The sequence below is a fragment of the Streptomyces scopuliridis genome, assembly GCF_042790125.1.
Taxonomy (GTDB): Bacteria; Actinomycetota; Actinomycetes; order Streptomycetales; family Streptomycetaceae; genus Streptomyces; species Streptomyces scopuliridis_A.
Genome location: NZ_JBHTZS010000039.1, coordinates 38,480 through 58,030, shown reverse-complemented (window position 1 = coordinate 58,030; position 19,551 = coordinate 38,480). Strand labels below are relative to the sequence as shown.

Genomic DNA, 19,551 nt, shown 5'->3' with positions numbered 1-19,551 from the left:
GAGCAGGACCACCCTCTCACCCATCCATAGGATCGAACCCGCGCTTCGACCGTCAGCCCTCAGTCCGTCACTGCGCCGCTGTTCCGCGGGCCAGTGCTTGATCATCTCTTGGATGGCGTAGTACCTCATGTCTTGGTTCGAATCTTTCATCCTCGGGCTCGTCCAGGGGCTGACCGAGTTCCTCCCCATCTCCTCCAGCGCGCATCTGCGGCTGACCGCGGCCTTCGCCGGCTGGCACGACCCGGGTGCGGCGTTCACCGCGATCACCCAGATCGGCACGGAGGCGGCGGTCCTCATCTACTTCCGCAAGGACATCGCCCGAATCGTTTCCGCGTGGTGCCGCTCGCTGGTCGACAAGTCGATGCGCAGTGACCACGACGCCCAGATGGGCTGGCTGGTCATCGTCGGCTCGATCCCGATCGGTGTCTTCGGTGTGACGCTGAAGGACCAGATCGACGGCCCGTTCCGTGATCTGCGGCTGATCGCCGTCACCCTGATCGTGATGGGCATCGTGCTCGGCATCGCCGACCGGCTGGCGGCCCGCGACGAGACCGGCGGCAAGCACCGCGCGATCAAGGAGCGCAAGTCGCTGAAGGATCTGAGCGTCAAGGACGGTCTGATCTACGGCTTCTGCCAGGCGATGGCCCTGGTGCCCGGCGTCTCGCGCTCGGGCGCCACGATCAGCGGTGGTCTGCTGATGGGATACTCGCGTGAGGCGGCGGCGCGGTACTCGTTCCTGCTCGCGATCCCGGCGGTGCTCGCGTCGGGCGCGTTCGAACTGAAGGACGCGGGTGAGGGGCATGTCGCGTGGGGGCCGACCATCTTCGCGACAGTTGTCGCTTTTGTCGTTGGATATGCCGTTATCGCGTGGTTCATGAAGTTCATCACCACGAAGAGCTTCATGCCGTTCGTGATCTACCGAATCCTGCTCGGTATCGCGCTGTTCATCCTGGTCGGCACGGACACACTGAGCCCGCACGCGGGCGAGTCGGCCGGCTGACCGGGGCGGCAGGGGCGGAGCGGGGCGGCCGGACGGGGCCCGGATGGCCGTGCGGGGAATGTGTGAGCGAAGTGTGAGCAAGGACGCTCCCTGATCGGCCCCGGGACGGGGTCGCCTCCCCCTAGGCTTGCCACATGTCCTCTTCCTCCGCCTCCGCATCCCCGGCATCCGGCGCCGTCGCGGCCAACGAGCGCATCCGCGCGCTCGTCGACGCGGCCGAGACGTCCGACGGGACATGGCCGGCGGAGGCGTACGAGGTCCTGCTGCTGGAGTGGGCCGCGGCGCTCCACGACAGCGTGGACGAGGCCGCCTGAAGCGCATGTTCGACGGCGAGTGACCCGGCGCCGATCACCTCACCGCAGGCCGCGAGAATCCGCACCGGCCGTCCCGCACAACTCGCCCCGCCCAGGCAACAGCCGGGGCCGGTGGGTCGCGACGCCACCTGCGTGGCCCACCCCGGATGGCGAACCCCTGGACCTTGACCGGACCCCAAGTACGCCCGATCGCGCCTGAGATGAGCCGCCTTCCCGTGTGAGCCACACCCCCACGCCGCCTGTCGGTTCATCAGGTCGCGGCGGTGGGGGCCACCGGCGTCCGGGCGGGGGCCGGGGGGATCACCGGTCGCCCGGGGTCGGGGCGGGACTCCGGGCTGACCAGGCGGTCGAGTGCTTCCTCCACCCCGGACGCGACCTGGACAACGAAGCGTTCCTCCTGGCTGATGAAGCCGTCGGCGACCATATTGTCCAGCAGCGTCAGCAGCGGATCGAAGAATCCGCCCTGGTTGACCAGGACAAGTGGCTTGTGGTGGATGCCCAGTTGATTCCATGTCGCCACTTCGAGCAGCTCGTCGAGCGTGCCGAGGCCGCCGGGGAGCACCGCGAAGCCGACCGCGAGGCGGTACATCAGCGCCTTGCGTTCATGCATCGTCTCCACGACGATCACTTCGGTGCGTGACTCGTCGGGCCGCTCACGTTCGTACAGCTGACGGGGGATCACACCGGTCACCGGCGCCCCGGCGTCCAGTACCGCGTCGGCGACGGCGCCCATGATGCCGACGCCTCCCGCGCCGTAGACCAGTCCCGTCCCGCGCTGTGCCAGCGCCTCGCCGAACTCGGTGGCGAGCCTCAGGTGCTGGGGGCGGGCGCCCGGCCGGGCGCCGCAGAACACACCGACTCGCTCCACCCGCGACGCTGGCATGGTCATATCCGTCTCCGTCTCTCTGGCCCGGCCCCGATCGACACATAAAGTATCCGAACGGCTACGTTAAGCGAAGAGGGCGTCCGCCGCTCCCGCTCAGCGCACCTCTCCACATGGGCCGACTAGTAGCACTAAACCCCCGAAGGGATTACTTACCGGGTCATGTGGAGCAGTCAGGGGCATACCGCTGGGGCAAGACGATTGCTGTGGAGCACGGCGGGAGCGGTACGGCCCGCCCGCGGCGTGGCGGCCGGACTTCCCCGGCCGCGGTGAGCCCGGCTCCGCCGCTCTCCCCCTTACTACCGGGGCCCATGACGGCCTACCGGTCCGGACCGAGATGTGGAGGCTGTCGATGGTGCCCGCCATGCGACGTGACGAACGCGAACGATTCCTGGCCGACACCCATGTGGGTGTCCTGGGAGTCACCGACCCCCGTGGAGTCAGAGCGCCGCTGCTCGTACCTGTCTGGTACCGGTACGAGCCGGGCGAGGAGGTGGTCGTGCAGACCGGCAGGACGTCGCTCAAGGCGCGCCTGCTGAAGGAGGCCGGCCGGTTCAGCCTGTGCGTACAGGACGAGACCGCCCCCTACCGCTACGTCAGCGTGGAAGGTCCGGTCACGTCCGTCGCGGATCCGATGGACGCGGCGGAGCGCGAGGCCATGGCCCATCGCTATCTGGGGGCCGCCGAGGCGCGCGACTACCTCGCCGGGACGCGGAACCAGCTCATCGACGACATCACTTTCCGGATGCGTCCGGAGCACTGGCGGAGCGCCGACTTCGCCGCCTTCGCCGCCGAGTTCGCCGGTGCCGACGGCCCTCGCTGATCCGACCCCGACAGCGCCGGAAGGCAGGACCGCATGACCGACACCGACCCCCGCACGGACGGTATCGACCGCCATCCCGACCCCACGACCGGCCGCCCCGGACCGGCCGTCACGCCCCTCGCTCCGGGCGTCGGACACCTTCCGCGTCCCGGCCATCCACCGGACTCCGGCGCCCCACGGGACTCCGCCTTGCCGCACCCGGGCTATCCACGCAACGTCGGCCTCCCGGAGCTGTTCGAAGCGCGCGCCGCGGCCGCCCCGCCGGCGCCCGCGGCCCGCCACCGGGACCGCGTCCTGACATACGGGCAGCTCAGCGCCGACTCCGACCGCCTCGCGGCCCGGCTGCTCGCCGCCGGTGTCCAACCGGGCTCGGCGGTGGGGGTGTGCGGCAGCCGCTCGCTGGAGGCGCTGGTCGCGTTCCTGGGCATCCTCAAGGCCGGCTGCGCCTACGTACCCCTCGACGAGGACCATCCGCCGGCCCGGCTGCGCGCGATGGCCGAGGACGCGAGCGTCCAGGTCGCCGTCGTGCTGCCGGGCAGCACCCGCCGTATCCGCGGCCTGCACACGCGCGTCGAGCTCGGCCCGGTCACCGACGCCGCTCCCCCGGACGCCGCGGTTGGCGCCCCGCTGCCGGTCGCCGCGGCGACCGACCGCGCCTATGTGATGTTCACGTCCGGCTCCACGGGCAGGCCCAAGCCCGTCGCGATCGCCCACCGCGGTGTTGCCCAGCTGGTCCTGTCGGATCCCCAACTGCCTCCGCCGGGCCCCGGCGACGGGGTGCTGCACGGCTACGGCCTCTCCTCCGACGCCTCCACGATCGAGATCTGGAGCGGACTGCTCGGCGGCGCCTGCCTCGTACTGGTGGACCGGGAGGAACTGCTCGCCCCCGCCGTCCTGGAGGAGCGCTTACGTGCGCACGGAGTGACCGTCGCCTACCTCACCACCAGCGTCTTCCACCATCTGGCCAGGACCCGGCCCGGCGCCCTGAGCGGACTGCGGTTCGCCTCCGCCGGCGGGGAGGCGATGGACCCCGGCCTCGCCCGCGCCGTACAGACCGCCTGCCCCGGCACGACCCTCGTCAACTTCTACGGGCCCACCGAGAACAGCGTGGTGTCCACCGCGTACGTCCTGCCGAAGCTGACCGGCGAGGAGACCTGCGTCCCCATCGGCCGCCCCTTCGCCACCTCCACCTGCCGTGTACTGCGCCCGGACGGCACGCCCGCCGCGCCGGACGAGGAGGGCGAGCTGTACGTGGGCGGGGACGGTCTGGCGCTGGAGTACATCGGGGACGCGGAGCTGACGGCGGAACGGTTCGTCAGCCTGCCCGACGAACCGGGTGGCCGGCTGTACCGGACAGGTGACCGTGTCGTACGGCGCCCCGACGGCGTGCTGGAGTACCGAGGACGGCTGGACCGGCAGGTCAAAGTGCGCGGCCAGCGCATCGAACTCGACGAGATCGAGGCGCGGTTGCGCAGTCACTCCGAGGTCGGCGAGGCCGTCGTGGAACTCCGCGACGGTGTCCTGGCCGCCTATCTGACCCCCGCGCGGCCCGGCGGCACCCTTCCGGTGGACGCGCTGCGGAGGTACTGCGTGCGGTGGCTGCCCGCCCAGGCGGTGCCGGCGCTCATCGCGCGGGACAGGTTCCCGGTGACCAGCGGCGGCAAGGTCGACCGCAAACGCCTGCTGGCCGAGTCACGGCACGGCGAAGTGAGCGCGCCGCGCGGGGAGACGAGGACCGACACGAGTGGGGAGACGCGGGAAGGCACCGCGTACGGATCCGGTCCCGGCCGGGAGACCCGGACCGGCGCGGGCGCGGAGGCGGACTGCCCGCTGGAGGCGCTGGCCGAGGTGTGGCATCTGGCGCTGCGCGTACGGCCGGCGCCCACGGACAACTTCTTCCTCATCGGGGGCGATTCCCTGCTGGCGGCCGAAGTCGTGGCCCGTACGCTCGCGTTGCTGAATCTCGACGCGGCGCTCGGCAGCGGCCTGATCCGCGCCCTGCTCGCCGACCCGACGCTGGAGGGTTTCGCGGCAGCCGTCGGCGCTCTTCGCGGCCGCCAGGCCGGCCCGCGGAAGACGGGAACCGCGTCGGGGGCCCAGGAGGCGGAGGCCGACTTCGTACGCGAGACCGCACTCGGCTTCTCGCTGCCGCCCGCCCGGACGCCACTCCCGCGACCCGGCGACCCCTCGGACATCCTGCTCACCGGCGCCAGCGGTTTCGTCGGCGCGTTCCTCCTGGACCGGCTGCTGCGGGACACCACGGCCCGTATCCACTGCCCGGTCCGAGCCTCGGGCGCGGCGCACGCGGAGCGACGCGTCCTGGCCGCGCTCACCCGTTACGGTCTGCGCGCGGACGACGCGGCGCGGCAGCGGCTGGTCTGCTTCCCCGCGGACCTCGCCGCTCCCGGACTCGGTCTGTCCCAGGAACACGCCGACGGTCTGGCCGCATGCCTGGATCTGATCGTGCACAACGGCGCCCAGGTCAACTTCCTCTATCCCTACAGCGCTCTGCGGGCCGCCAATGTCGAGGGCACCCGCGAGATCATCAGGCTGGCGGCCCCCCGCCGGGTGCCCGTGCACTTCCTGTCCACGGTGGCGGTCCTCGCCGGCTTCGGCACCGCCGGTGCGCGCGAGGTCGACGAGGACGTACGGCTGGACCACGCGGACCGGCTCACGATGGGGTACGCCGAGAGCAAGTGGGTCGCCGAGGGCCTGCTGCGCAACGCGGCGGAGCAGGGGCTTCCGGTCGCCGTCTACCGTCCGTACGAAGTGACCGGGGACCGGCTGCACGGCGCCTGCAACACGGAGACCGCGATCTGCTCACTGTTCAAGACCATCGCGGAGACGGGGCTCGCCCCGGACATCGCGCTGCCGATGGACTTCGTACCGGTCGATCATGTGGCGGAGTCGGTCGTGTATATCGCCACGCGGCACCGGGCGACGGACCGGGTGTACCACCTCACCAATCCGCGCCCGGCCGTGCTGCGTGACGTACTGGACCGGATGCGCGTGGCGGGGTGCGAGATGCGCATGCTGCCGTACGGGGAGTGGGTGGGCGAGCTGGTACGTCATGTCTCGCTCCATCCCACCAGCCCGACCGCGCCCTTCGTGTCCCTCTGTGTGGACCGGGCGAACCAGGGCGACATCTCGGTCAAGGAGATGTATCTGGAGGGCGTCTTCCCGCGACTGAGCCGCCGTAACACCGAAGCGGCTCTGGCCGGGAGCGGGCTCGACTGCCCGCCGGTGGACGCGGTGATGCTCGACCGCTATCTGGAGTACTTCTTCACCTCGGGCTATATGACCCGGCCCGCGGTCGCACCGGTCGCTCCGGTCGGCGCGGCGGCGACGGTGCCGTAGGCGGTGGTGGGGCGGGGCGCGCTCCCCCGCCCCAACGCCGGTACTGCCAGGGGCGCGTACGACCTGCCGCGCGCGATCCGACGACCGTGTGACCCGTCACCAGCGCACCGGAATCGTCTCCGGCAGGAGGACTGCGTGGTCCTGCCGCCAGCGGATCTCCTCGGGCGCGACGGCCAGCCGCAGCCCGGGGACGGTGTCGAGCAGCGCCCGCAACGCCACTTCGGTCTGTGCCCGGTTCAGCGCGGCGGCCGGACAGAAATGCCGCCCCTGCCCGAACCGGAGATGCGGCACCGGCGGCCGACGGTCGATGTCCAGCCGCTCGGGCGAGTCGAAGACGGCCGGGTCGCGATTGGCCGCGTCGGTGGAGATCAGCACCAACTCACCGGCACGGACGTGGACTCCGCCGACCTCGGTGTCCTCCCGTGCGATACGCGTAATGGAATCGCCCAGCATGACGGACCAGCGGTACAGCTCCTCCAGCGCGCCGGGCAGCGCCTGCGGCTCGCGCCTCAGCCGGGCGGCCAACTCCGGGTCGCGGGCCAGCACCAGACCGCAGAGGGCCAGGAATCCGGCCGGGTTCCCGAGGCCGGACACGAACAGGAACAGCGCGATCTCCACCAACTCCTGGTGGCTCAGCGGGCGGTCGGAGGAGCGGTTCAGCAGGGCGAGGCGGCCGAGGAGCCCGTCCGTGCCGATGCCCGTCATCCAGTCGTCGAAGCGGCTCAGCGCCTTCGTCCAGTCGGAGAAGAGGTGCTCGTCGGCCGTTTCGCCCGTGCAGAGCAGACGGAACCAGCCGGCCAGCTCGGGAGCCGCTTCGGTGGGCAGGCCGAGCAGTTCGCAGGTCACCTGGGAGGCCCAGGGAAGAGCGAAGTCGGCCACCAGGTCGCCCGGTTCGGCGGTCGGGTTGGCGTTTCCGTCCGCGCCCCCGATTCCGTCCGCGCCCCCGTTTTCGTCCGTGCCCCCGTTTTCGTTCCCGTTCGCCGTCATCGTGGTGAGCAGGGTGTCGGCGATCTCCCGTACCCGCCATAGCGGGATATGTGTCTGCCGCGGCCCCATGCCCTTCACGGCCTCGTCCCGCAGCCCCGCCCGCCGCAGCATGGTCATCGTGCCGACGACGCTGAGCGGCGGCGCCGAGCTGTCCTCCTGTGGCATATCGGGGTCGGCGATCAGGCTGCGGCTGAGCCGGGGGTCCTTCAGCGCCTCCCGCGCGGCGGCGTAACCGGTCACGAGCCAGCCGCGCGCGCCGGCGTTGGTCACCACGCGGGTGACGGGTTCCTCGACCACGAATCTGCCCAGCTCACTCGCCAGAACATCGCCCCGGAAGCTGAACGGGTAGTGCGGGACGTCGCCGACAACGCTCATGACCACCGTCTCCTGTTCGAGGGACGGGCCGGCCGAAGGGCGACAGCCCGGAGGTCCCGAAAGGCGCTTTCACTCATACATTCCCGTGATAGCGGCATACACCCGATAACGGAACAGGAGCTTCGGAAGACCACTCTCAGGAGGACAGCACCGGTGTGATGTGGTCGCCCTCGGGCACGATCTTCCGCCTTCGTACGGTCATTTCCGGCTGCGTGCGGTCATAGCTCGAAGCCTTCGGGGAACGGGTCGTCCGGGTCGTAGTGGTACTGAGCGGTTCCGGTGATCCAGGCGCGGCCCTCGATGGTGGGGATCACCGTGGTCAGGCCGCGAGGCGCTTCCTGGCCGCCGGGACCGTCCAGTGCGGCGGGACCGTCCGATGCGCCGGGAACGTCCTGCCCGCCGAGGACGCCCTCCTCGATGAGACGGCCCGTGAAGTGCGTGCCGATGAACGACTCGTTGTCGAAGTCGGTGTCGAGGGCGAGTTCGCCGCGGGCGTGCAACTGGGCCATCCGGGCGCTGGTGCCGGTGCCACAGGGTGAGCGGTCGAACATGCCCGGGTGGATGACCATGGCGTGCCGGGAGTGCCGGGCGTCCGACCCGGGGGCGGCCAGATATACGTGATGGCAGCCGCTGATCCCGGGGTCGAGTGGGTGGACGGGCCGGTCCTGATCGTTGACGGCGGCCATGATGGCGAGGCCCGCGTCCAGGATGCGCTGCTTCTCCGTACGCGCGAACGGGATGCCCAGCTTGTCCAGTTGGACGATGGCGTAGAAGTTGCCGCCGAAGGCGAGGTCGTACGGGATGTCGCCCCAGGGCTCGACCCGTACCGTACGGTCGAGACCGAGCGCGAACGACGGTACGTTCCGCAGGACGACCGACTTCGCGGCTCCGTCCGTCACCCGGACCTGGGCGACGACCAGCCCGGCGGGGGTGTCGAGGCGGATGGTGGTGACCGGTTCTGTGACCTCGACCATGCCGGTCTCCACGAGGACGGTGGCGACACCGATGGTGCCGTGACCGCACATCGGCAGACAGCCGGACGTCTCGATGTAGAGCACGCCGTAGTCGGCGTCGGGGCGGGTGGGCGGTTGCAGGATGGCCCCGCTCATCGCCGCGTGGCCGCGGGGCTCGTTCATCAGGAACTTACGGATGTGGTCGAGGTGTTCGATGAAGTGGCGGCGTCGGTCGGACATGGTGGCGCCGGGCACCACACCGACGCCGCCGGTGATGACCCGGGTGGGCATGCCCTCGGTGTGGGAATCGACAGCGTGGAAGACCCTGCTGCTGCGCATACGGTTTACCCGAGCCCTTCCGCGAGCGCCTTCTCGGTGGCCCGGCGCACGATCTCCTCGTGCTCGGGGGTGAGCGGAACGCGCGGCTGGCGGCAGGGACCGCCGTAGCGGCCGGCCAGATCCATGCTCGCCTTGATCGCCTGCACGAACTCCGTCCTGGAGTCCCAGCGCAGCAGCGGGTGCAGCGCACGGTAGAGCGGCAGGGCGGTCTCCAGATCACCGGCCGAGGCGGCGCGCCACAGCGCGACCGAGGCGCGGGGGAACGCGTTGGGATAACCGGCCACCCAGCCTGGGGCACCCGCGATGGCCAGCTCCAGCGCGACATCGTCGGCGCCGCACAACACATCGAGACCAGGGGCGAGTTCGGCGATCCGGTAACTACGGCGGACATCGCCGGAGAACTCCTTCACCGCGACGATCAGTCCCTCGGCGTGAAGTTCCGCGAGCAGCTCGGGCGCCAGATCGACCTTGGTGTCGAAGGGGTTGTTGTACGCCACGACCGGCAGGCCGGCCCGCGCGACCTCGCGGTAGTGCGCGACCACGGCGCGCGGGTCGGCCCGGTAGGAATTCGGCGGGAGCAGCATCACGGCGGCGGCGCCCGCCTCGGCGGCCTGCTCGGCCCAGCGGCGGGCTTCGTCGGCGCCGTAGGCGGCCACTCCCGGCATGACCGTGAAGCCCTCGGGGGCGGTCTCGACCGCCGTGGTCACCACACGGGCGCGTTCCTCCGGCGAGAGGGTCTGGTATTCGCCGAGGGAGCCGTTCGGGGTGACGCCGTCGCATCCGTTCTCGGCGAGCCAGCCGACATGGTCGGCGTAACCGTCGAAGTCCACCTCCAGCCGGCCGGTGGAGCCGTCGCGCAGCGGCAGCGCGGTGGCGACGAGCACGCCGTGCCAGGGCTTGCGGTGAGGTTGTTGCGGTTTTTGTGGTTCTTGTATGTGTTGTGGTTGTCCGTGCGCTGACGCGTTCATGCGACCTCCGCGAAGACTCTGGTGATTCGGTCGGCTTTGCTGAGGCTGAGCGGCGGGTTTCGCGGTCGCGGTCGCGGCCAGGGTGCCGAGCCGCACCGGCTGAGCGATGGGTCTGCTCGCCATGGAGCGCAGATCGGCCTCGGTCGGTGCGCGTCCGGTGCGCGCGGCGACCAGACAGCTGGTGGCGTACCCACAGACCCGCCCCTGGCACAGCCCCATACCGGGGCGTGCGAACAGCTTCACCGCGCGGGAGTCGGTGGCGCCCAGCTCCTCGATGACCTCGGTGATCGCCCCCGCCGTGACCTCCTCGCAGCGGCACACCACGGTGTCGTCGTCGATCCATCCGGTCCACCCCGGCCGCACCGGATACGCCTCGTGGAGGGCGGTGGCGAAGGAGCGCAGCGCGGCGCGGCGGTGCGACAGACGGCGTACCGCCGCCGGCTCCGGGGTGGCGCCGACCGTGGCATACGCGGCATGGAGTCCGGCGAGCCGCCCCTCGGTCACGGACAGCTCCGCGCCGCCGACCCCGCAGACCTCCCCGGCGAGATAGACCCCGGGGAGCGTGCTGAGCTGGCGGCCGTCGGCGGTGGCGACCAGGCTTCCGTCGATGTCACGGCGCGTGTCGCAGCCGAGCTGGAGCGGGATCTCGATCTGGGGCGTGAAGCCGTAGCCGACGGCGAGGGTGTCGCAGTCCACGCGGCGCTCACTGCCCGGTACGACGCGCCACCGCGCGTCGAGCGCGGCCACCGTGACGCCGGAGACCTCGCCGCCGCCGTGGGTCCCGTGAGCTGCGTGGGTTGCGTGGGCGGCGTGGGTTGCGTGGGCGGCGTGGGCGGCGACCACGGCCGTACGGGTCCGGTACGGCACGCGGTGGCGCAACAGCGTACGGAGGAACCCCGCGCCCTCGGCGAGTTTGCCGGGGTTACGGGCCACGGCGAGCGGATGCCGCACGAAGGCGGTGGGCAGCCCGGCCTCGAAGACCCCGACGACGTCCGCGCCCGCCTCGGCGAGACCGGCGGCGACGGCGAGGAGGAACGGGCCGGTGCCGGCCACGGCGATCCGCCGGCCGGCGCGTACACCCTGCCCTTTCAGCAGTGCCTGCGCGCCGCCCGCGGTGAAGACGCCGGGCAATGTCCAGCCGGGGAAGGGGAGTTGGCGGTCGTAGGCGCCGGTGGCGATCACGACCGTACGGCTGTCGATGACGCGCTCGGTGTTGCCGCGGGCGGTGCCGGTGTCCGTGGCGTGGACGGTGTCCGTGGCGTGGACGGTGTCCGTGGCGTGGACGGCGTCGGTGGCGTGGACGGCGTCGGTGGCAACGGTGTGCGTGCGGAACCCGTTCGGGAACTCCTCGGCGGACCGCTCAATGTGCCAGACGGAGCGCCCTGGTAGGTGCGCGATCCGGTCGGCGTGTTCGGTGAGCCCGCGCAGGAGCTGTTGGAATACCGGCCAGCCATGGCGCGAGGCCCCGTTGTCACCCTGGCGGTGGCGCCAGTACTGGCCGCCGGGACGCGGGGCCGCGTCGATCAGCGCGACGCGGGCCCCGGCGGAGGCGGCCGTAACAGCGGCGGCGAGACCGGCCGGGCCGGCTCCGAGGACCGCGAGGTCATAGCGGTCGCGCCGTGCGGCGTCGGGGTCAGCACGCGAGGTCGTCATGGCCGGCTCCCTCCTGGGTACGGACCCGGTCACCGGGCGCGGCCTCGACCAGACAAGCCCGTTGATTCGGCTGCCCGTTGACGGTGACCAGGCAGTCGAAGCACACCCCGATGCCGCAGAACACACCGCGCGGAGCGCCGCCGGCGCGGGTACGGCGCCAGGAGCGGTGCCCGGCGGCGATGAGCGCGGCGCCGATGGTCTGGCCCGCCGTGGCGTCGATGGTCCGCTCGTCGAACCGGAACTGGAAAGGGAGTTGAGCCTCCCCCTCGGCGCTCACGCCGTCATCTCCTCCTCCCCGAACCGGTCCGGGCGGAACGGTGTGAGGTCCAGGTCGGGTTCCGTACCGGCGATGACCTGCGCGATCAGATGGCCGGTCGCGGTGGACAGGCCGATCCCGGCGCCCTCGTGTCCTCCGGCGTGGATGAGCCCGGGGGCGCGCGGGTCGGCGCCGATGACCGGCAGATGGTCCGGGCAGTAGGGGCGGAAGCCCAAGTAGCTGCGGAGCAACCGGACTTCGGCGAGGAACGGGAAAACGGCGACGGCCTGTGCGGCGAGCGTACGCAGGACCGGCAGCGACATCGAGCGGTCGAAGCCGACGCGCTCGCGACTGGCCCCGATCAGTACGGTCCCGGCCCGGGTGCCCTCGACCACGACCGAGGTCTCCAGCCCGGCGTCGCTGCTGGCGACATTGGCGACGTACTCGGCCGTGTACACCTTGTGCCGGATGACCCGCGGCAGCGGCTCCGTGACCAGGATGAACCCCTTGCGCGGCAACACGGGAACCGGCGCACCCGCGAGCCGGGCGGTCTGTCCGCTCCAGGTACCGGTGGCATTGACGACCCGGCCGGCGTGGATCACGGGCGCCGTGGACGAGTCCGTACGGACACCGGTGACGGCGCCATGGCCGTCGCGTACGAATCCGACGACCTCCGTCCCCGTCAGTACGGTGGCCCCGCGGCCACGCGCACGCTGGAGCAGCCGGGCAGCCGCCAGCATGGGCTGGACCTGGCAGTCCTGCGGGTAGTACGCGCCCGAGACCACGTCGGGCGTGAGGTGCGGCTCCAGATCGGCGACCTCGCCGGAGGACGCATCGACCGCGTCGATTCCAGCCGCGCGCTGTACGGCGGTGAGCTTCCGGAGACCGTCGGCCGTGGCCCGCGAGGTGGCGACCACAACGCCGCCCTTGCGCTGATACTCCAGCCGCTCGGCGCCCACGTCCTGGGCGACCTCGCTCCAGAGGCGCGAGGAGAGCAGCGCCAGATCGAGTTCGGGTCCCGGCTCTTTGTCGGAGAGCAGGATGTTGCCCTCGCAGGCGGAGGTGGTTCCGGCGGCGATCGCACCCCGCTCGATCACGGTGACGCGGAGACCCGCCGCCGAACAGTAGTAAGCACAGGCGGCACCGACCATGCCCGCCCCGATGACAACCACATCTGGAGATCTCTCCGAGTTGCCCATGTCGGTACCATGTCACATCGCAATGTGGCGCACCATGGGCCGTCGATGGGTCGGCTGTTGGCGGTTGGTTGTCGAGTGTCGGGTGCGGGTTGACGAAGTGGTAGTCGGAGTCGCGGAAGTTCTCCAGCGCCAGGCGCAGCACGGGATCGTCCTGGCTGGACACCACGAGTGTTCCGGCGTCGCCCTGCGGGTTCTGGACCACGATGTCGGTGAGTTCGAAGGTGCTGCCGGCCGGCACCCGGTACGCGGTTCCGGTGGCCGGGCCACCGCCCACGGCGTCCCTGACCTCGACGGGCGCGCTCGTCGGCGCGCCCGCCCCCCGCGCGCCGCCCGCACCCGTTCCTGAGTCCCGTGCCACAGCCGTTTGGCCGACCGTACCCGCAGCTTCGCGAAGTCCGCGTGGCCGGGCGGGATCCGCAGCTCGGCGGTGGCGAAGTCGACGCGGGCGCGCTCGGTGCCGGCCCGGGCTCGGTGAGTATCTGGAGGCGGACTTCGAGAAGCCGGTACGGATACTCAAACTGGTCGTCTTCGCCGGCCGGTCGGCCAAGGATGAATCCGCGGCTGAATCCGGGCGGCGCCGAATGGGCCACGTAGGTGTCCGGAAGCCGATCCGACCACTCATGGCCCTTGGCCTGGGGCTCCCGCTGCCGGAGACTGAACCGATGACACAGCGTGTGGATCTCGCGACCGTGATGGACCGTCTGGCGATCGATGAGGTGATCACCGGCTACGCCGTGGCCATGGACGACGCCGACTGGCCGGGGTTCCGTGCCCTGTTCACCCCGGACGGCCGCGCCGACTACACCGCGGCGGGCGGTATCGAGGGGCCCGCCGCCGAGGTCGCCGACTGGCTGGCCGGCACGCTGCGGCCCTTCACCGTCCGTCAGCATCTGATCGTCAACCGACGGCTGCGCATCCAGGACCTCGGGGGCTATCCCGGCGACCGCGCCGAACTGCGCGCCGACTATCTCAGTCCGCTGCGGCACGAGTCGGGTGAGGACCTGATGAGCGGCGGCGGGTTCACGTTCGGGCTGCTGCGCGGTGAGGAGGGCTGGCTGCTGCGCACCGTGACCGCCCAGGAGAAGTGGCGGCGCGCCTCCGTACCGGCCGGCCTCGGCTGACCTGCGGGGTACGCGCTGGACGCACCTGCTCCGTATCCGCTTCGGTTCCCCCGATCGAGGGAAGGGACTGCTACACGGACGGGGGACGGGCGGGGCGAGGAGGCGCGGTATGCGAAAGGCATCGCCGTGGTGGCGCGGTGCCACCGCATCACCGTGGTGGCACGGGGCGTCCATATCGCGGTGGTGGCACGGCGCGTCCATATCGCCGTGGTGGCGCGGCGCGTTCGCCGTGGCCGCCGGCGCGCTGCCGGCCCTCACCTTCCCTTCGCCCTCGCTCTGGTGGCTGGCGTATGGGGCGTTGGTGCCCTGGATGCTGCTCATACGGTCCGCGCCCACGGGCCGCCGCGCGGCGCTGGACGGCTGGCTGGGCGCACTCGGCTTCATCATCGCCGTGCACCACTGGCTGATACCGAGCCTCCATGTGTTCATCCTGGTACTGGCGGCGCTGCTGGGGCTGCTGTGGGCGCCGTGGGGGTGGCTGGTACGCGCCATGCTCGCCGGCGCGCCGTCCGCGAGGCGCGCCGCCACCGCGCTCGCCGTGCTCCCCTCGGGCTGGCTGATGATCGAACTGGTCAGGTCCTGGCAGGGACTTGGCGGACCATGGGGACTCCTCGGCGCCAGCCAGTGGGAAGTCTCCCCCGCACTGCGGCTCGCCTCGGTGGGCGGCGTGTGGCTGGTGAGTCTGCTGGTGGTGGCGGTGAACACCGCGCTGACCCTGCTGTTGTCGGTGCCCCGGGCGCGGAGCGCCGCGGCCCTCGGCATCGTGGTGTGCGCCGTCACCGTGGGGTCAGTGGGGTGGTGGGCCCCGGAGCCCGAACGATCGGGCCTGGCACGGATCGCGGTCGTCCAGCCGGGCGTGGTCGCCGGCGCGGACGCCGTGGAGCGCCGGTTCGCACGCGGCGAGGAGCTGACCCGCACGCTGGCCGGACAGGATCTCGATCTGGTGGTGTGGGGCGAGAGCAGCGTCGGCGCGGATCTGGGGGAGCGGCCCGATCTGGCGGCGCGGATCGCCGTGCTGTCCCGCACGGTCGGCGCCGAGATCCTGGTCAATGTCGATGCGCGCAGTACGGATCCGACGGGCCGGGCGGGCATATTCAAGCGCGGTGTCCTGGTGGGGCCGAACGGTCCGACGGGCGATGTGTACGACAAGATGCGGCTGGTGCCCTTCGGCGAGTACATCCCGGCCCGTGCCGCGCTGGGCTGGGTGACCTCGGTGGGGAAGGCGGCCGGTGAGGACCGTGTGCGCGGGACCCGCCCGTCGGTGATGGTGCTGCCGGGCGAGGGCAGGGGCGGGCTGCGTTTCGGTCCGCTGATCTGCTTCGAGTCGGCGTTCCCCGATATGAGCAGACGGTTGGTCAGGGACGGCGCGCAGGTGCTGGTGGCGCAGTCCGCCACCTCGTCGTTCCAGGGCAGTTGGGCGCCGGAGCAGCATGCCTCACTGGCGGCGCTGCGGGCCGCGGAGTCCGGCAGGCCGATGGTGCACGCCACGCTCACGGGCGTCAGCGCGGTGTTCGGCCCCGGGGGCGAACGGGTGGGCGGCGCGATCGGTACGGACCGTTCCGCCGCCGCCGTCTTCGATCTCCCGCTGGCCCGGGGCACGACCCTCTACGTACGGTTCGGTGACTGGGCGGTCCATGGCGCGCTGGCCGTCCTCGCGGCGTTCTTCGCGGTGGAGGGCGCCCGTTCGCTCAGGCGGCGGACTGGTCCAGCGCCTCTCGTACCACCCGCTCGCACAGCTCGTGAGTCAGCAGCGCGTCCCTCGCGCTGAGCGTCCTTCCGGCCCGTACGGCGTCGAGGAACGCCAGCACGCACTGCTCGACACCGCGCTGGCGGGCCACCGGCACCCAGTCGCCGCGCCGCCGGACGCTGGGCTGCCCCTTGTGGTCGATGATCGTGGCGAGATCGTGGACGGCGCGCTTGGTGTCCTGCCCCGACACTTCGAGGATCTCCTCCGTGGAACCGCTCAGCCGGTTCATCACGCCGATCGCGGTGAAGCCGTCGCCGGAGAGCTGGAGCACGACATGGTGCAGCAGACCCTGGCGGATCCGCGCCCGTACGTCGGTGTGTTCGACCGGTCCCGGGAGCAGGAAGCGCAGTGTGTCCACGACATGGATGAAGTCGTCGAGGACGAAGGTGCGCGGGTCCTCGGGGAGACCCACCCGGTTCTTCTGGAGAAGGATCAGTTCGCGCGGATGCTCCAGGCACTGCGCGTACCCGGGCGCGAAACGGCGGTTGAAGCCGACGGCGAGGCTCACGCCCCGCTCCTCGGCGAGGCGCACGATCCGTTCGGAGTCGGCGAGTTCGTACGCGATCGGCTTGTCGACATAGGTCGGTACGCCCGCCTCCAGGAGCCGGGTGACGATCTCGGCGTGCACGGCGGTGGGGGCGTGCACGAACGCGGCGTCGAGGCCCTGGGCGAGCAGCGAGCCGAGATCGGCGTGGCACCGCTCGGCCGGGATGTGGTGGACCTCGGCGGTACGCGTCAAGGTGGCGGGGGTACGGGTCTGCAGATGCAGCTCGACCCCGGGCAGTGTGGTGAGCACCGGCAGATACGCCTTCTGCGCGATGTCGCCGAGCCCGATGCAGCCGACCTTCACAAGGGCCTCCCCTGCCTGTTCCTACGCGTCGTTGACATGCGCGTTCGTCCATCTGTCCGTACGTCTGTACGCGTTGTCCGTCCGCATTACCGACGTGGTGTCCCGGAAGCATACGTGTGCTGGGGAGGCCGCCAGTCGGCGATCCCGGCGAAGCCGCGCAGGATGAGTCCGGGCCCGAAGCGGGAGACGGCGACGATCAGCGCGTTCCGTACGGCGACGGCGACCGGATTGCTGACGGCCGTCATCCGGCCTGTCCTGGTGGCCTGGCGGACGATGGCGGTGGTACGCGGCAGCCGGTCGGCGGAGTAGGCGGCGAGCCCGGCGGCGGGGGTGGCGTCGGACCCGAAGCCGCCGGCCGGTCCCATGTGGTGCGCGAGGACGATGGCGTCCTCGATGGCCTGGTTGCCGCCCTGACCGAGCGTGGGCTGCATCGCGTGCGCGGCGTCACCGAGCAGGGCGACCCGGCCGCGGTGGTACGCGGGCAGGGGTACGGCCATCTCATGGACGTCATGGCGCAGCACCTGCCCGGGGTCCGCGGCCTCGATGATCGCGGGTACGGGGTCGTGCCAGTCGCCGAAGAGCCGGCGCAGCTCCGCCCGCTCGTCGTCGGGCGCGTGAGCGCCCTCGGGCGCTGTGGTGCCGGCGTACGCGTAGACACGGCCGTCCTTGAGCGGCTGGGTGCCCCACAACCGGCCCCGGCCCCAGGTCTCGTGCGGCGCGAACGGCCGCTCGGGGGCCGGGACGACCACGCGCCAGGTGGTCAGTCCCGTGTAGCGCGGGCCGGGATGGTCCGGGAAGAGCACCTGGCGTACGGCGGAGCGGATGCCGTCGGCGGCCACGACGAGTTCGGCCTCCAGCTCGCCGTCCGGCGTACTGACGACGGCCGGCCGGCCGTCACCGCCCGGATCGGTGAGCACGGCGGCCGTGCCGGTGCGCACCACGCCCTCGGGCAGCGCGGAGGCCAGGAGGGAGACGAGGGTGGCGCGATGGACCAGGACGAGGGGGCCGCCGAAGCGGTCGGCCGCGGCCTCGCTGCTCGTACGGGAGAGCCAGCGACCGTCCGGGGCGCGCAGCCCGCCGTCGCCCTGCCAGGCGGAGAGGGCGCGGACCTGGTCGCCGAGTCCGATGACATCGAGCGCGCGCTGCGCGTTGGGCGCGAGGCCGAGTCCGGCGCCGACCGGGGTGAGTTCCGGTGCGCGTTCCAGCACGGTGACCTCCCACCCGCGCTGACGCAGGGCCACAGCCGCGGTCAGTCCGCCGATTCCACCGCCGATGACGAGGGCGCGGGGCTGGTCCATGACGTCTCACTCTCCTCGGATCGCCGCTCACACCGAAGCCGGAACTACAGCCGTAGTGAGCACATCCACCGTACTACAGCTGTAGTGCACGGGATAGATTGGCTCCATGGCCACACGCTCCACCCGCTCCACCGGGTCCTCCTCCCGCGCCGAACTGATCGCCGACGCCGCCCTCACCCTGCTCGCCGAGCGCGGCATGCGCGGGCTGACCCACCGGGCCGTGGACGAGCTGGCCGGGCTCCCCCAGGGCTCCACCTCCAACCACGCGCGCACCCGGCAGGCGCTGCTGGAGGCGGCGATACGGCGGCAGGCGGAGCGCGAGGCGCGGGTGCTCACCCCGGACGAGATGCCCGTCGGCGCGGGCGGCCGGGGCGCACCCGTAGACGCGCTGGCGCTGGCGCTGCACCGCTATCTGACCGGCCACCCCGAACTGCTCGTCGCCCGTTACGAACTGGCGCTGGAGGCCACGCGCCGGCCGGAGCTACGGGCCTACTACGACGCGACGGGGCAGCGGTTCCGTGAGCCGCTGGTCGCGATGATGACGGCGGCGGGCTCCCCCGACCCCGCGCGGCACGCGCTCTCGCTGGTGGCCTGGTGCGAGGGGCTGATGTTCTCCTGCGCGGCCGGGTCGTACCACGACTCCGTACCCTCCCTGGACGCCCTGCGCCTCGGATTCACCGAGCTGCTGCGCGGCATGCTCGGAACGGCGGACGGGCCCCCGTCCGCCCAGGACGATGAGACCCCGGCCGGCCTGGACAATTAAGCGCTCGCCACATCGGCGGCTCATCCTTCAGGATGTCCGCCATGACCACCACCGAGGCAACACCCGAGCGCACCGAACCCTCCACCGTCGCCGGCGAACGCGAGATGCTGGAGGGCTGGCTCGACTACCACCGCGAGACCCTGGCCCTGAAATGCTCCGGCCTGGACGAGAAACAGCTCAAAGAGGCGTCCATTCCACCCTCCGGCCTGACCCTGCTCGGTCTGGTGCGGCATATGGCCGAGGTGGAGCGCGGCTGGTTCCGTAACCGGCTGGCCGACGAGCAGGCCGGGCCGCTCTACTACACCGACGCCGACCCGGACGGCGACTTCCACCCCGGCGAGGCCGACACCTGGGAGGAGGCGTACGCCACCTGGCACGCCGAGATCGCCCGCGCCCGCGAACTGGCCGCGCCCCGCTCCCTCGACGACCTCGGCGAAGGACCGCCCAGCCGGCACACCGGCGAGCCGTACAACCTCCGCTGGATCTACACCCACATGATCGAGGAGTACGCCCGGCACAACGGCCACGCCGATCTCCTCCGCGAGCGGATCGACGGCGCGACGGGCGACTGACCCCGGCGGCCCCGCCGGCCGGCCGACGGACTCGACCGAGGGAGCGGCACACGGGCCCGGCGTCACCCGTCCGGGCCAATCCGCGCTCTTCCG

At 71.6% G+C, this 19,551-nt stretch carries 16 protein-coding genes and 1 pseudogene; 8 read left to right on the top strand and 9 right to left on the bottom strand.

The window, feature by feature from the left end:
• The first annotated feature begins 127 nt into the window (after positions 1-127).
• Together ACFRKB_RS34870 and ACFRKB_RS34865 are read left to right on the top strand one after the other, a co-directional pair.
• On the top strand, positions 128-1,000 hold the full coding sequence (locus ACFRKB_RS34870) for an undecaprenyl-diphosphate phosphatase (protein WP_383110615.1): 873 nt from the start codon (positions 128-130) through the stop codon (positions 998-1,000).
• Between the two features lie 134 nt (positions 1,001-1,134).
• Positions 1,135-1,314, top strand: a complete 180-nt coding sequence (locus ACFRKB_RS34865) for a hypothetical protein (protein WP_383110614.1) — start codon at positions 1,135-1,137, stop codon at positions 1,312-1,314.
• Between the two features lie 250 nt (positions 1,315-1,564).
• On the opposite strand, the gene ACFRKB_RS34860 is transcribed toward ACFRKB_RS34865, so the two are convergent.
• Positions 1,565-2,203, bottom strand: a complete 639-nt coding sequence (locus ACFRKB_RS34860; protein ID WP_383110613.1) for an LOG family protein — start codon at positions 2,201-2,203, stop codon at positions 1,565-1,567.
• Between the two features lie 358 nt (positions 2,204-2,561).
• On the opposite strand from ACFRKB_RS34860, the gene ACFRKB_RS34855 reads away from it, so the two are divergent.
• Positions 2,562-3,020 (top strand): pyridoxamine 5'-phosphate oxidase family protein, encoded by a 459-nt coding sequence (locus ACFRKB_RS34855; RefSeq protein ID WP_383110612.1) that lies wholly within the window; start codon positions 2,562-2,564, stop codon positions 3,018-3,020.
• Between the two features lie 33 nt (positions 3,021-3,053).
• Positions 3,054-6,377 (top strand): amino acid adenylation domain-containing protein, encoded by a 3,324-nt coding sequence (locus ACFRKB_RS34850; protein ID WP_383110611.1) that lies wholly within the window; start codon positions 3,054-3,056, stop codon positions 6,375-6,377.
• A 96-nt stretch (positions 6,378-6,473) separates the two neighbouring features.
• On the opposite strand, the gene ACFRKB_RS34845 is transcribed toward ACFRKB_RS34850, so the two are convergent.
• The 6 genes and pseudogenes from ACFRKB_RS34845 to ACFRKB_RS34820 all read right to left on the bottom strand — a co-directional run bounded on the left by ACFRKB_RS34845 (position 6,474) and on the right by ACFRKB_RS34820 (position 13,107).
• Positions 6,474-7,739: a cytochrome P450 gene (locus ACFRKB_RS34845; RefSeq protein WP_383110610.1), complete on the bottom strand. Its 1,266-nt coding sequence runs from the start codon at positions 7,737-7,739 to the stop codon at positions 6,474-6,476.
• Between the two features lie 218 nt (positions 7,740-7,957).
• Entirely contained in the window at positions 7,958-9,031 is a 1,074-nt protein-coding gene (locus tag ACFRKB_RS34840; protein ID WP_383110609.1) for a proline racemase family protein, read from the bottom strand.
• A 5-nt stretch (positions 9,032-9,036) separates the two neighbouring features.
• Positions 9,037-9,999 carry a dihydrodipicolinate synthase family protein gene (locus ACFRKB_RS34835; RefSeq protein WP_383110629.1) on the bottom strand — a complete coding sequence of 321 codons (963 nt, stop codon included), beginning with the start codon at positions 9,997-9,999 and terminating at the stop codon, positions 9,037-9,039.
• A 192-nt stretch (positions 10,000-10,191) separates the two neighbouring features.
• Positions 10,192-11,652, bottom strand: a pseudogene (locus ACFRKB_RS34830) (FAD/NAD(P)-dependent oxidoreductase); the annotation flags it as partial.
• Positions 11,633-11,929: a (2Fe-2S)-binding protein gene (locus tag ACFRKB_RS34825; protein ID WP_383110608.1), complete on the bottom strand. Its 297-nt coding sequence runs from the start codon at positions 11,927-11,929 to the stop codon at positions 11,633-11,635. The pseudogene ACFRKB_RS34830 and the gene ACFRKB_RS34825, both read right to left, overlap by 20 nt.
• A complete protein-coding gene (locus tag ACFRKB_RS34820; protein ID WP_383110607.1) occupies positions 11,926-13,107 on the bottom strand; it encodes an NAD(P)/FAD-dependent oxidoreductase in 1,182 nt (393 codons plus the stop codon). The genes ACFRKB_RS34825 and ACFRKB_RS34820 overlap by 4 nt, the downstream gene beginning before the upstream one ends.
• Before the next feature lie 662 nt (positions 13,108-13,769).
• On the opposite strand from ACFRKB_RS34820, the gene ACFRKB_RS34815 reads away from it, so the two are divergent.
• The gene (locus ACFRKB_RS34815; RefSeq protein ID WP_383110606.1) at positions 13,770-14,228 is read left to right on the top strand and encodes a nuclear transport factor 2 family protein; all 459 of its coding nucleotides are present in this window, start codon (positions 13,770-13,772) and stop codon (positions 14,226-14,228) included.
• A gap of 109 nt (positions 14,229-14,337) precedes the next feature.
• Positions 14,338-15,996 carry an apolipoprotein N-acyltransferase gene (lnt, locus tag ACFRKB_RS34810; protein ID WP_383110605.1) on the top strand — a complete coding sequence of 553 codons (1,659 nt, stop codon included), beginning with the start codon at positions 14,338-14,340 and terminating at the stop codon, positions 15,994-15,996.
• On the opposite strand, the gene ACFRKB_RS34805 is transcribed toward lnt, so the two are convergent.
• Together ACFRKB_RS34805 and ACFRKB_RS34800 are read right to left on the bottom strand one after the other, a co-directional pair.
• Positions 15,917-16,825 carry a Gfo/Idh/MocA family protein gene (locus tag ACFRKB_RS34805; protein WP_365973459.1) on the bottom strand — a complete coding sequence of 303 codons (909 nt, stop codon included), beginning with the start codon at positions 16,823-16,825 and terminating at the stop codon, positions 15,917-15,919. The two genes, lnt and ACFRKB_RS34805, sit on opposite strands and share 80 nt — an antisense overlap.
• A gap of 86 nt (positions 16,826-16,911) precedes the next feature.
• Positions 16,912-18,123, bottom strand: a complete 1,212-nt coding sequence (locus tag ACFRKB_RS34800) for an FAD-dependent oxidoreductase (protein WP_383110604.1) — start codon at positions 18,121-18,123, stop codon at positions 16,912-16,914.
• Between the two features lie 106 nt (positions 18,124-18,229).
• Between ACFRKB_RS34800 and ACFRKB_RS34795 the strand changes: the two genes are divergently transcribed.
• Positions 18,230-18,886 (top strand): TetR/AcrR family transcriptional regulator, encoded by a 657-nt coding sequence (locus ACFRKB_RS34795; protein WP_383110603.1) that lies wholly within the window; start codon positions 18,230-18,232, stop codon positions 18,884-18,886.
• 41 nt (positions 18,887-18,927) lie between these two features.
• Positions 18,928-19,458, top strand: a complete 531-nt coding sequence (locus ACFRKB_RS34790) for a DinB family protein (protein ID WP_383110602.1) — start codon at positions 18,928-18,930, stop codon at positions 19,456-19,458.
• Positions 19,459-19,551: the final 93 nt, after the last annotated feature.